Here is a 13,074-nt window from a genome sequence, read left to right as displayed (position 1 = left end):
CCCGGCGGGTGTTCGGTTGGTCGGTGGGGGTCAGTCGGTGAGGGTGCTGGGGTCGACCGCGGGCGCGGGCAGGTGCAGCGCGGCCAGTTCCGCCCTGCCGGTGGCGTCGATCGGGAAGGCCCAGCGGTTGACGAAGAAGTCGGTCAGGTCGCGGCCCGCGATGCGGCTGGAGTAGGTGGCGAGCGCCCGGTAGCGCTTGGCGGTCTCGGTCCAGTCGGACTGCGGGTTCTCCTCGCGGACCAGGCGGTGCAGCCGCGGCCAGAAGTCGTCGCCGAAGGCCAGTTCGAGCTGGCGCAGCGGGACGAGCTTCTCGTAGGCGCCGAAGGACTTCTCGTAGGCGAGCCCGGTGGCGCCGAACTTGGCCTGGGCCGACTGGAAGTAGTTCCGGCCGGTGGCGGCGTCGACGGTGAGCAGGTTGGACTTCTGGCCCAGGGTGCGCTGTGCGGCGAGGGAGTAGATGTTCACCGTCACCTCGGTCAGCCCCTCGGGCTTGTACGCCATCTGCTGGTGTAGGTGGCCGAGTTCATGGTAGAGGCCCCAGCCCCGGGTGCGCAGGCCGTCGACGGTGGTGAGCCGGTCGAGATAGGCACGGGGGAAGCCGTTGTAGCCGTGGGTGGCGTAGGCGCCGACACCGGCCGGGACCTTGGACACCTCGGTGAAGTGGTACGGGCCCGCCTTGCGGCGGTGCGCCGGGGCCGACCCGTCCAGTCCGCTGATCGCGGAGTGGGACGCGATGACGGTCTCCAGCAGTTCGAGCAGTGCCTGGTGGTTCTGATCCCGGTGGAGCAGGGCGCCTTCGCGGGTGAGCGTCAGGATCGCGTGCGAGGAGGTCAGTTCGACGTACGGGACGTCGGTGAGCGTGTCGAGCTGGGCCTGGTAGGCCGCTTCCGAGGTATGACCGAGCCGCAGACCCGGCATCGGCAGCGCGCCCGAGGTGAACTTCACTCCGGCGCGTTCGCCGTTGCCCTCCAGAGTCAGATAGACCGGGCCGCCGTGGGGGTCGTTGACGGTGTTGGCGCCGGGCTTGAGGCGGTAGCCGCGAGGCTCCTTGACGGAGCCGTAGTAGTCCCACAGGCCGATCCACAGGGTCGGCACCAAGCCGTCGTACGGGAGCACGTTGAACGTCAGGTCGGTCGCGGGCGGCACGTAGCGGCCGGTGGCGGTGAACTCGCTGCCGCGCAGGGCCGCGGCGAGCCGCAGCCGCTCGCTCTCTGCCGAGGGGATGGCGGTGACGGTGACGGTGTCGTCGGACACGGCCCAGGAAGGGGCGGCGCCCAGCATCGTGGCGGCGCCGGCGCCGGCGATGCCGAGCAGGACGGAACGGCGGCTGGGGCGTGCGGTGGTGCGCATACGGGTCTCCCTCGAGGCGGGGGTCGTGGGCGTGGTGCGCGAAGAACTGCCGGACAGCATGTAAGCGGTTGCTGTCGATGGGCAAGGGGTGCCGCGATGTTTCTGTGCTTTTCTATGGTCTACGGGCTGCTACGCAGCAGTAAGCGCTCACGTCCGCCGGGTTCGGCGCCGCACGCGGGGTGCCACCGAGTCCCGTACCACGATGTGTGTGCCGAGCCGCTGGACGCCCGTGGCCGGGGCCCGCCACTCGTCGTCGGCGTCGTCGCCCGGAAGTCCGAGCCGTACGGCCTGACGGCCCATCTCCTCCAGCGGGATGTGCACGGTCGTGAGCCTGGGCCTCATCTCCTCGGCCACCGGCACGTCGTCGTAGCCGACCAGCGAGATGTCGTCCGGGATCCGCAGGCCCGCCTCCTCCATCGCCTGGGCCGCTCCCGCGGCCACGATGTCGTTCGCCGCGAAGACGGCCGTGAACTCGAGGCGGGAGCGGAGCAGTTCGCCCATCCGGCGGTAGCCGAAGCTCTTGCCGAACAGCCCGGTGTGCACCAGCGCGGGGTCCGGCCTGACCCCGCGCAGCTCCAGCGCCCTGCGGTACCCGGCCAGCCGGTCCCGGGTGGTGGACAGATCCGGCGGGCCGCCGAGGTAGAGGATGCGTTCGTGGCCCTGGGTCAGCAGGTGGTCGGTGATGGCGAAGGCACCGCCCTCGTTGTCGTACTCCACCGCCGCGGCCGGCACCTTGCCGCCGAGCGAGGGGCGCCCGCACAGCACCAGCGACGACCCGCCGGCGTGCAGGTCCGCCGCCCGGCGGGTGAGCTGCCCCAGGTAGGCCCGGTCGGCGACGCTTCCGCCGACCAGCACCACGGCGTCCGCCCGCTGCTCGTGCAGCAGGTCGACGAAGGCCAGTTCGCGCCGGGGATCGCTCTGTGCGCAGCACACCAGGCAGAGCCGCCCCGTGCGCGCCGCCTCGCGCTCCACACCACGCGCGATGAACGCGAAGAAGGGGTCGACGATCTCGTTGACGATGATCCCCACGGTGCGGGCGGAGACCCCGGCCAGGGCGCGGGCGTGCGCGTTCACGACGTAGCCGAGTTCGCGCATCGCGGTCTCGACCCGCTCCCGGGTCGACTCGGCCACCGGATAGTTCTGGTTGAGCACCCGTGAGACGGTCGCGGTGGACACCCCCGCCTGCCTGGCGACGTCCCTGATCGTCGCCCGTCGCTGCTCACCGGCCGTCACCTGAGTCCCCCGGCGCATCCCCGCCACCTCCTTCGTGGAGTTGGAGCCTATTGCCTCACCGGCCGTGCCGTTCACGCGATCCGTCCCAGTTCCTCGGCGAGCACCGGGTGCCGCAGCGGTAGGCCGGCGGCGAGCCGCGCGACCTCCTCCACGGCCGACTGCCCGAGCCGGGCCACTTCATTGCCCTGGGCACCGGCCAGGTGCGGGCTGAGGAAGACGTTGGGCAGCTCCCACAGCGGGTGGTCGGCGGGCAGCGGCTGAGGGTCGGTGACGTCCAGGACCGCGTCGATGCGGCCGGACACCAGATGCTCCGTCAGCGCCTCGGTGTCCACCAGCGATCCGCGCGCGGTGTTGACCAGCAGTGCGCCGGGGCGCAGCAGACCGAGCCTGTGGCGGTCGAGCAGCCCACGGGTCTCGGGGGTCTCCGGCGCGTGCACGGTGACGACGTCGCTGGCGGCCATCAGGGTGTCCAGATCCACCGGGGTCACGCCGAGGGCCGCCGCCTCGGACGGCCCGACGTAGGGGTCATAGAGCAGGACGTCCGCCTCCAGCACGGAGGTCAGCAGCTCGACGACCCGCCGGCCGGTCCGGGATGCTCCGACCACGCCGACCCGCAGGCCGGCGCAGCCGAGCCAGGGCAGGGTCGCGAGGTCGGCGTCGGTGCGGGTCCTGCGGCCGTGGGCGCCGAGCCGGGAGAGCGGGAAGACCCGCTTGGCACCGAACACGATCGCGGCGAGCGTGTACTCGGCGACCGGCACGGCGTTCACCGCCGCGGCCGAGGAGACGGCGACGCCCCGGGCGAGCACGTCCGGGTCGAGGAACGTCTTGACCGTCCCCGCTGCGTGCACGACCGCCCGCAGCCGCGGCGCCCGCTCCAGTACGGCGGCGCCGATGCGCGGGCAGCCCCAGCCGGTCAGGAGGACCTCGGTGCGGGCGAGCACCCCGGCGGCGCGCGGCGTGGTGAAGTCCTCGAGCACCTCGGCCGTCAGCAGCTCCGCGACCTCCTCCAGCCGGGCACGCACCTTGGGGGGCAGCAGATCGTCGATCAGGCCGGCGCCCATCGCCAGGGCGACGCGTGGGCGATGGGCGCCAGGTGTGTGCGCGGCTGCCGGGGACGCCTCGTCAGGGATGTGCACCGTGCCCGCCTCCGATGTAAACGGATACTACGACCGATCGCACGCTAGGGACTCAGTCATCGAGGCGTCAAGCCGTTGAACAGGGCGTCATTTCCCTGCATACAGGCCTCATTTGGCCGCGGGCCCGGAGTGAAGACCCGGTGAGTAACACAGTATTTCCGCACGGGTTCTTGACTCCAGGGTTAAGCGGTTACTAGCTTGCCGCAGCAGAAACGCCCCTTGGCGGTCGGCTGAACAGGATCCCCTTCATGGCTGAATCAGCGCCCCCGTTGCCACGTTCGCGTTCACGGTCCGAGAGCCAGGTGCCCTCCGTGCCGTCCCGCGCCCGCCGCAACCGGCTCACCCTGCGGCAACGCCTCAAGCGCGACAGGGCGATGCTGCTGCTCACCCTCCCGGGCCTGCTGTACTTCCTGGTCTTCCACTACGCGCCGCTGTTCGGTTACCTCACGGCGTTCAAGGACTACCAGGTCTACCTGGGCTTCAAGGACAGCGCCTGGGTGGGCTTCGCCAACTTCCGGGCCATGGTGGACGACCCCGACTTCTGGTCGGCGGTGGTCAACACCCTGCGCATCACGCTGACCCAGCTGGTCTTCTACTTCCCGGTCCCGATCGCCCTGGCCCTGCTGCTCAACAGCCTGGTGTCGGACAAGGTCCGGCGCTTCGTGCAGAGCGTGGTCTACCTTCCGCACTTCATCGGCTGGACCATCATCGTCTCGGTGTTCCAGCAGCTGGTGGGCGGAACCGGGGTGCTGTCCCACGCGCTGGGCGCCCTCGGCCTGCCGCACTACGACATGATGAGCGACCCCGGCGCCTTCCCCTGGCTGCTGACCCTGGAGTCGATCTGGAAGGACGCGGGCTGGGGCACGATCATCTTCCTGGCGGCACTGCTCTCCATCGATCCGCAGCTGTACGAGTCGGCGGCGATGGACGGAGCGGGACGCTGGCGGCGGATGTGGCACGTGACCCTGCCGGGCATCGCACCGATCGTCGTCCTGCTGCTGATCCTGAACCTGGGCAGCATCCTGTCCACCGGCTTCGAGCAGGTCCTGCTCCAGCGCGACGCGGTCGGCGCGGACGCCGGCGAGGTCCTGGACACGTACGTCTACTACCACGGCATCAAGAGCGGCCAGTGGGGCACGGCGGCGGCCGTCGGCCTGGTCAAGATGCTCATCGGCACGGCACTGGTCCTCGGTGCCAACAAGGTGGCCCACTTCTTCGGACAGGACGGGGTGTATCGCCGTGCGGACCGCTGAGACCCACGAACAGCCCGCCGCCTCCGCGAGCGCCCGCCCGGTCTGGGCGGAGCGCCCCTCCCGGGCGGGCCGGGCGGCCAAGACGCTGGTGATCACCCTGGTCACCCTCGCCGTGATCTACCCGATCGTCGGTGTCGTCGGCACCAGCCTGTCCGACCAGGCCACCATCTCGGTCAACGGCGGGCTCGTCGTCTTCCCCACGCACCCCCAACTGGCCGCGTACCGGGAGATCTTCGCCGGCGGGGTGGTGACACGGGCACTGCTGGTCAGCCTTCTCGTCACCCTCCTCGGCACGGCGGCGAGCGTGCTGGTGACGGTGGGCATGGCCTACGGGCTGTCCCGGCCGGAGGTCACCGGATCCCGGGTGATCCTGCTCGTCGCCCTGTTCACGATGCTGTTCAACCCCGGCATCATCGCCGACTTCCTCACCGTCAAGACCCTCGGCCTGTATGACTCCTTCGCGGCCCTGGTGCTGCCCTCGCTGGTCAGCGCCTTCAACCTGATCGTGCTGCGCTCGTTCTTCATGGGCCTGCCGGGCGAACTCCTCGACTCGGCCAAGGTCGACGGGGCGGGCGACCTGCGGATCCTGACCCGTGTCGTGCTGCCGTTGTCCAAGGCACCGATCGCCGTGATCACCCTCTTCTACGCGGTCAGCTACTGGAACGCGTTCTTCAACGCCCTGCTGTACCTGCAGGACGCCACGAAGAACCCGCTGCCCATGGTGCTGCGCTCGTTCGTGATCGGCGGCCAGTCCCTGCACGAGGCCGCCGCCGGCGAGATCCCCGCTCCCCAGCAGGCGGTGCAGATGGCGGTGCTGGTGGTCGCCCTCGTGCCGATCCTGTGCGTCTACCCCTTCCTTCAGCGCTACTTCACCAAGGGCGTGCTCACCGGCGCCATCAAGGGCTGAGCCCGCTCGTCGTCCCCGACCCCGGAGCACCCTCCCACCCCAGGAGTACCCACATGTCCTGCTCCCCCCGTCTGTCCAGAAGAAGTCTGCTCCGCCTCTCCGCGGCCGTGGGCACGGCCGCCGCCGCGGGCCCGCTACTGACCGCCTGCGGTGGCTCGACCACCCAAGGCAAGGCGCACGGCCTGGAGGTGACTCTGCCGTCGTACCAGCCGTTGAGCAACCCTCTGAAGCCGGACCTCGCCGGGACCCCCGCCGGCGTTCCGGAGGCCTACTTCGGCTACCCGAAGGACCCTTTCCGCGCGGTGCAGAAGGCCCCGTTGAACGGGCAGACGCTCAGCATCGCGGAGATGACCTTCCTTCCCCCACCACCCGCGCGTGGCAAGAACGCCGCCTGGCGGGCCATCGAGGAGCGGCTCGGTGGGAAGATCGACTGGACGATCGTCTCCACCGACGACTGGGCCACGAAGTTCAACACCATGGTGGCCGGTGACGCCCTGCCCGACATGTTCCTCTACCAGCAGGGCCTCGGCATCGACAACCTCCCGGCCTTCGCGGCGGCCAAGTGCGCCGACCTCTCCCCGTACCTGGCCGGAGACAAGGTCAAGGACTACCCGAACCTGGCCAACATCCCCCAGGTCATGTGGAAGAGCTGCATCATCGGCGGCAAGCTCTACGGGCTACCGATATCGCGCAGCATCACCGGCGGCGACGGCTTCTACCGCCACGACCTGTTCGCACGGGCCGGCGTCAGCAGCCTGGACCAGATCACCGACACCGACGCGTTCTTCCGGCTGATGAAGGAGGTCACCCGCCCCCGGCAGGAGGTCTACGGCATCATGACCTCCTTCACCACCATCGCCGCCAAGATGTTCGGCACGCCCTACTTCTGGAAGGCCGACCACGGCAGCGGGAAGTTCACCGCCGACGTCGAGACGGACGAGTTCCGCGCCGCCGTGGAGTTCTGCGCGAAGATGTACAAGGCGGGCGTGTACTACCCGGGTTCGCCGGGTCTGACCAAGCAGAAGGCCAAGTACATCAACCTCTTCCAGGCCGGAAAAGCGGCCTACGTCTACGACGGCATGCCCGGCTACCTCGGCCCGACCGGTCACGCGGCCACCATGAAGAAGATCGACCCGGCGTTCGACGTGCGGCCGTTCATCGCCCCGGGCAGGAGCGCCGTCTCCTGGCGGGACAACGTCCTGTTCGGCACCACCCTGGTGAAGAAGGCCGGCGCGGAGAAGGTCAAGCAGGCGCTCGCGGTCGCCGACTGGGCCGCCTCGCCGTTCGGTTCGCAGGAGTACACGCTGATCCAGTACGGCGTCGAGGGCGTGGACTTCACCCGCGACGCCCACGGCAACCCGGTGCTCAACGACACCGGCACCCAGGACATAGCCGTACCGTGGAAGTTCATCGCCGCACCGCCGCAGGCGCTGTTCGACTCCACCTCCGCCGACGGGGTCCGCTACGTCCACCAGGCGCTGGCGACCCAGATCCCGCGCGCGATCGAGGACCCCACCGTCGGGCTGTACTCCCCCACCTGGGAGAGCCGGTTCGAGTCGCTGTACCAGCTCAGGAACGACACCATCGGGGACATCGTCACCGGCCGCAAGTCGATGAGCGCCTGGGACGGCATGGTCAAGCAGTACCGCGCCAGGGGCGGTGACAAGGCCCGCGGCGAGTTCGAGTCCGCTTGGGCCCAGTCGAAGAAGGCGGCCAAATGAGCCGCCGACTGCGCGCCTGCCTCGCCGCCGTGCTCGCCGCCGCCTGCTTGTCGACGCTGCCGGCCGCCGCATCCCCCGACTCGGCCTCCCCGTTCGACCCGCGGCCCGGCTCCGCCGGTGCCGGGGACCCGCTGTTCCCGACCCTCGGCAACGGCGGCTACGACGTCGGGCACTACGACCTGTCCTTCGACTTCACCCCGGTCGCCTACGACTTCACCGGCAGGATCCGGATCTCCGCGACCGCGACCCAGGACCTGTCCTCCTTCAACCTGGACACCGACGGCCACACCATCGACTCGGTCACCGTCGACGGCGCGGCGGCCCGGTGGTCGCTGAGCCCCGGTTCCTCCGGGCAGGAGCTGACCGTCGTCCCGGTCGAACCACTGCACGACCACCGCCCGTTCCGGGTCGAGGTCGCCTACCACGGCAACGGCAAGGACCCGCGCTCCGGCCTGACCGGCTGGCGCTACATGAGCGACGGCGGTTTCGCCTCCGCCGCCCAGGCGAGCAGGGCCGACACCTTCGCCCCGGTCAACGACACCCCTTCCGACAAGGCCACCTGGGACTTCCACATCACCGCCCCGGACGGCTGGACCGCCGCCGCCAACGGTGACCTGACCGGCACCCGTCCCGCCGGCGGCTCCAGGACCACCTGGGACTTCCGGCTCGACTCACCCATGGCCACAGAGCTCATGGGCATCTCGGTCGACCGGCAGACCTACCTCAGCGGCGAGGGCCCACACGGCGTCAGGCTGCGCCACCTCGTGCCCGAGGACCAGGTGGCCACGTACCGGCCGATCGTCGAACACACCGGCGAGCAGATCGCTTGGCTGGAGCACACGCTCGGCGTGAAGTACCCCTTCTCCACCTACGGCGTGCAGATCGTCCGCGACGGCTACGGCGACGCGCTGGAGAACCAGACCCTCTCCCTGTTCGGGCCGAACTGGTTCAAGAACGCGGCCACCTCCACCACGTACACCAACACGATGGTCCACGAGCTGACCCACCAGTGGTTCGGGGACTCCGTCACCCCGACCGACTGGCAGCAGGCGTGGCTGAACGAGGGCCCGGCCGTCTACTACGCGGCGCGGTGGGCCGACGAACAGGGGACCGCCTCCCTGGAGGACAAGATGCGGACCGCCTACCGGCAGCTCGCCACCGTCCGCAGGACCGACGGCCCGCCCGGCAAGCCCACCGCGCTCGGCGGCTTCAACATCTACGACGGCGGCGCCGTGGTCCTCTACGCCCTGAACCAGCGGGTCGGCGAGGAGCGGTTCGGCCAGATCATGAAGTCCTGGCTGCTGAAGCACCGTCAGGCCAACGCCGACTCCGAGGACTTCATCGACAACGCGGTGAGCACGGCCCACGACGCCTCGCTGCGTCCGTTCCTGGAAAGCTGGCTGTACGGACTCGACAACCCGCCCATGGCCGGCCACCCCGACTGGAGCACATCATGAAGGCCGCCCTGAGAGTCCTCGCCGTCGCCTGCTCCGTCGTGGCCACCCTCGCGGCGCCACACACGGCGTCCGCCGCGCCGGCCCCCAAGATCTACCACGTCGCGCCTCAGGGCCAGGGCCACGCCTGCACCCAGAGCGCCCCCTGCTCGCTGACCGCCGCCCGCGACAAGGTGCGCGAGTCGCCGGCCGAGGAGACCGACCGCGACCTCCGGGTCCAGCTCGCGAGCGGGACCTACCGGCTCGACACCCCCCTCACACTCGGCGCCGCCGACTCCGGCTCACCGGATCACACGGTCACCTGGACGGCCGAGCCCGGCGCGCGGCCCGTCCTGTCCGGCGGCCGCGTGATCAACGGCTGGCGGCCCGCCGCCGACGGCCGCTGGACCGCCACGGTCCCGGACGGGATCACCCCCAGGCAGCTGTTCGTCGACGGCGTACGGGCGGTGCGCGCCCGTGGCCAGTCCTGTCCGGCGTCCGTATGCCACACGACGAAGACCGGCATGACCGGCGCCGTCGCCTCCGGGGTGGCCTCCTGGGCCGACCCGACCGCCGCCGAGGCAGTGATCCGGGTCCGCTGGCGCAACTACCACTGCCGGATCGCCACAGTCGACGCGGACCTCATCACCTTCGCCCAGCCCTGCTGGACCAACTCCGCGAGCGGCACCGACCGCACCGGACCGGCCTGGGACACGACCGCGGTCGACTCCAGCCGCTACCCGGGCGTCAGCTACTTCGAGAACGCGCCAGAACTCCTCGACACACCGGGTGAGTTCGCCTGGGACCCGAAGACGCGCACGGTGACCTACCTGCCGCGCCCCGGCGAGGACATGCGCCGCGCCGCCGTCGAGACACCGGCCACCGAGCACCTGGTCGTCCTCGACGGCGCCCACGACATCCGGCTGTCCGGGCTGGCCTTCTCCTATGCCGCCTACGACCAGCCCAACACCGACGAGGGCTACGCCGGGACCCAGGCCGGCCTCACCCTCACCGGGGCCACCGGCCCGACCGATCACGCCGGCCGCTACTACGCCAAGCCGTCCGCCGCCGTCACCGTACGCGGCGGCCACCACGTCACGATCGACGACTCGGCCTTCTCCCGGCTCGGCGGAGCCGGAGTGATCCTCGAAGCGGGCACACAGGACTCGACGGTCACCCGGTCAGCGTTCACCGACCTGTCCTCCGGCGCCGTCTATGTCGGGGACACCGAACCCGCCCCACCCGCCGACCTGACCGGGCTGCGCAACACGGTCTCCTACAACACCATCAGCCGCACCGGAGTCGAGTACACCGACTCGGTCGGCATCTGGGCCGGCTACGAGGCCGAGCTGACCGTCGACCACAACAGCCTCGACCACCTGCCCTACTCCGGCATCTCGGTCGGCTGGGGCTGGAACCAGCCCGAGGCCCGCACCTCCGTCCTGCGCGACAACGCGATCACCGGCAACCGGATCACCGACGTCATGCTCGTCGCCTACGGCCAGCACGACGGCGGCGCCATCTACACGCAGGGCTCCCAGCCCGGCAGCGTGATCAGCGGCAACTACATCAACCGGTCCGCGTACGGCAACACCGAACGCGACGGCAACGGCATCTACCTCGACGAGCAGTCCTCCCACTTCCGGGTGCGGGGCAACGTCATCACCCGCGTCGGCTACAAGTGGGTCTCCAACTGGGCGGGCTACGGTATCGACAACCTCGCCACCGGAAACTGGACCGACACCGACACACCAGCCCTGTCCGGCACCGGATCCGCCATGACCGACAACCACGTCACCCTGGACCGGCTGCCCGACGAGGCCCTGCGCGTGGCGGAGGCGGCCGGCGCCCGCCCCGGCGCCGAGGCCGTCGAGCAACTGCGCCCCGATCTCGCCCGCTCGGGCACCGCCACACAGTCCTCCACCGACGGCACGGCCGCCGCCTCGCGGGCCACCGACGGCGACACGACCACCGACTCCGGCACCGCGTCCGAGCCCGGCGCCTGGTGGCAGGTCGACCTGGGCTCCGTCCGGCACGTGGGCCAGGTGGAGATCTGGAACGGCGCCTCCACGGCCACGGCCGACTTCGACGTCCTGATCGCCCGCACCGCCGACTTCACCGGCGCCACGACGGTCCACGTCACCGGTCGCGCCCTGCGGCCGACCCTGGTGGACACCGATACCGAAGGCCGCTACGTACGGATCCAGCGCACCGGCACGGGACGGGTCGCCCTCGCCCAGGTGGCCGTCCATCCGTAGCACCACCCCGCCATCCGGCCGTGGGCCGCACCCCCGGTGCGGCCCGCCGCCCCGCGAGGAGGCCCGACGCATGAGCCGGTTCACCGAGGCCCGTTTCGGCCTGCTCGTCGGCTTCTGCCCGTGGGACTCGGACCTCACCGGCTACAAGGCCACCCGCACCTCGGTCGGCCGGGACCTGCTCGCCCCCATGACCGAGGCGTTCAATGCGCTTGCGCGGCCGGTCGATCCACGGCGCCGGTCCGGCCGAGGACTGGTGCCGCCGCAGGACTGCCGCTACACGCGCCGCGGCGACCGTCTCCACCTCCGTCTCTTCGGCCGGCCGATGCGCCATGTGCACCTCGAGGGGCGGCGCGGCCGGGTGACCTACGCCCAGTTCCTGCACGACGCCTCCGCGGTGCGCATCGGCGAGCCGCCGGCCGACGACCCCGGCCACCACTACCTGCGGGTGCCACCGGACCGGCTCACCCTGGAGCTCCCCGTCGGCGGCCCGATGCGTCCGTCCGCGCCGTCGAGCTCTTCCTCAACGACTGAAGCGACCACCCGCCGCACCGGACGGGACACCAACCGAAGGGAGAACAGTGTCTGATCTGCGACTCGGAGTCGTCGGACTGGGCCTGCGCCGCAGCATCGCCGTGGCCGCGCACCGCCCCGGACGGGGATCGAGGGTGACGGCCGTGGCCGATCTCGACCCCGAGGTACTCGCTCGGGAGGCCGCGTACTTCGGCGCGAGCGTCGCCGTCGAGGACTACAAGACGCTCCTGGACCGCGACGACCTCGACGCGCTCGTCGTCGCGACCCCGGACGACACCCACGAAGTCATCGCCTGCGACGCGCTGCGCGCAGGGAAGGCGGTCTTCGTCGAGAAGCCCCTCGGCATCACCGTCGAGCAGTGCGACACCATCCTGCGCACCGCGTACGAGACCGGCACCCGGCTCTATGTCGGGCACAACATGCGGCACATGGGTGTGGTCCGCCTGATGCGTGAGATCATCGAGCGCGGCGACATCGGCGAGCCGAAGACGGTGTGGGTGCGCCACTTCGTCGGCTACGGCGGCGACTACTACTTCAAGGACTGGCACGCCGACCGGCGCCGCACCACCGGCCTGCTGCTGCAGAAGGCCGCCCACGATATCGACGTCGTGCACTGGCTGGCCGGCGGCTACACGCGCCGTGTCAACGCCCTCGGCGACCTGATGGTCCACGGCGACCTGCCGCGGCGCGATCCCGGCACGCCCCGTCCGGAGAACTGGCTCCGCACCTTCGAGTGGCCGCCCACCGCCCGCCGGGACCTGCACCACATCGTCGACGTCGAGGACGTCTCGGTGATGAACATGCGACTCGACAACGGGGTGATCGCCGCCTACCAGCAGTGCCACTTCACCCCCGACTACTGGCGCAACTACACCGTCATCGGCAGCGAGGGCCGTTTGGAGAACTTCGGCGACGGACCCGGTGACACGGTGAAGGTCTGGAACACCGGCCCGACCGGCTACCGCGCCGACGCCGACATCACCCACCGCGTCCCGGACGCCGACGGCACCCACGGCGGCGGGGACGCCGGGATCGTCGACGAGTTCTGCCGTTTCGTCCGCGAGGGCGGGGCCACCGACACCTCTCCCGTCGCGGCCCGGATGAGCGTGGCCGCGGGTGTCCTCGCCACCCGCTCCCTGCGCGCGGGCGGCATCCCGTACGACGTGCCCGCCCTCGACCCGGACCTGATCGCGTACTTCGAACGCGGCCAGACGCCCGCGTGCGAGCGGTCCGCACGGCGGTGAACGTCAGT

The 13,074-nt window shown here is 70.7% G+C and carries 10 protein-coding genes; 7 read left to right on the top strand and 3 right to left on the bottom strand.

What is annotated here, in order from left to right; translation table 11 throughout:
• Window positions 1-30: 30 nt before the first annotated feature.
• The 3 genes from BZY54_RS31575 to BZY54_RS31565 form a co-directional block, all read right to left on the bottom strand.
• The gene (locus BZY54_RS31575) at window positions 31-1,350 is read right to left on the bottom strand and encodes a M60 family metallopeptidase (protein WP_086728739.1); all 1,320 of its coding nucleotides are present in this window, start codon (window positions 1,348-1,350) and stop codon (window positions 31-33) included.
• 147 nt (window positions 1,351-1,497) lie between these two features.
• Window positions 1,498-2,601, bottom strand: a complete 1,104-nt coding sequence (locus BZY54_RS31570) for a LacI family DNA-binding transcriptional regulator (protein ID WP_086728738.1) — start codon at window positions 2,599-2,601, stop codon at window positions 1,498-1,500.
• Window positions 2,602-2,654: 53 nt separating this feature from the next.
• Window positions 2,655-3,644 carry a hydroxyacid dehydrogenase gene (locus BZY54_RS31565; protein WP_086728737.1) on the bottom strand — a complete coding sequence of 330 codons (990 nt, stop codon included), beginning with the start codon at window positions 3,642-3,644 and terminating at the stop codon, window positions 2,655-2,657.
• A gap of 323 nt (window positions 3,645-3,967) precedes the next feature.
• On the opposite strand from BZY54_RS31565, the gene BZY54_RS31560 reads away from it, so the two are divergent.
• From BZY54_RS31560 to BZY54_RS31530, 7 genes are all read left to right on the top strand, one after another.
• Complete coding sequence (locus BZY54_RS31560; RefSeq protein ID WP_086728736.1) at window positions 3,968-4,972, top strand: ABC transporter permease; 1,005 nt, start codon at window positions 3,968-3,970, stop codon at window positions 4,970-4,972.
• A complete protein-coding gene (locus BZY54_RS31555; protein ID WP_086728735.1) occupies window positions 4,959-5,879 on the top strand; it encodes a carbohydrate ABC transporter permease in 921 nt (306 codons plus the stop codon). The genes BZY54_RS31560 and BZY54_RS31555 overlap by 14 nt, the downstream gene beginning before the upstream one ends.
• Window positions 5,880-5,932: 53 nt before the next feature.
• A complete protein-coding gene (locus BZY54_RS31550; protein ID WP_086728734.1) occupies window positions 5,933-7,600 on the top strand; it encodes an extracellular solute-binding protein in 1,668 nt (555 codons plus the stop codon).
• Window positions 7,597-9,057, top strand: coding sequence for a M1 family metallopeptidase (locus tag BZY54_RS31545; protein ID WP_086728733.1), 1,461 nt, complete (start codon window positions 7,597-7,599; stop codon window positions 9,055-9,057). Before BZY54_RS31550 ends, BZY54_RS31545 begins: the two co-directional genes overlap by 4 nt.
• A complete protein-coding gene (locus tag BZY54_RS31540) occupies window positions 9,054-11,291 on the top strand; it encodes a right-handed parallel beta-helix repeat-containing protein (RefSeq protein ID WP_086728732.1) in 2,238 nt (745 codons plus the stop codon). The genes BZY54_RS31545 and BZY54_RS31540 overlap by 4 nt, the downstream gene beginning before the upstream one ends.
• 70 nt (window positions 11,292-11,361) lie before the next feature.
• The gene (locus tag BZY54_RS31535) at window positions 11,362-11,877 is read left to right on the top strand and encodes a hypothetical protein (protein WP_086728731.1); all 516 of its coding nucleotides are present in this window, start codon (window positions 11,362-11,364) and stop codon (window positions 11,875-11,877) included.
• The gene (locus BZY54_RS31530) at window positions 11,870-13,066 is read left to right on the top strand and encodes a Gfo/Idh/MocA family protein (RefSeq protein WP_086728730.1); all 1,197 of its coding nucleotides are present in this window, start codon (window positions 11,870-11,872) and stop codon (window positions 13,064-13,066) included. The genes BZY54_RS31535 and BZY54_RS31530 overlap by 8 nt, the downstream gene beginning before the upstream one ends.
• The last annotated feature ends 8 nt before the right edge of the window (window positions 13,067-13,074 follow it).

It is taken from the genome of Streptomyces carpinensis (assembly GCF_002154505.1).
GTDB classification, from domain to species: Bacteria; Actinomycetota; Actinomycetes; order Streptomycetales; family Streptomycetaceae; genus Streptomyces; species Streptomyces carpinensis.
The sequence above is the reverse complement of the archived record's forward strand: the minus strand, read 5'-3'. Positions and strand labels throughout refer to the sequence as shown.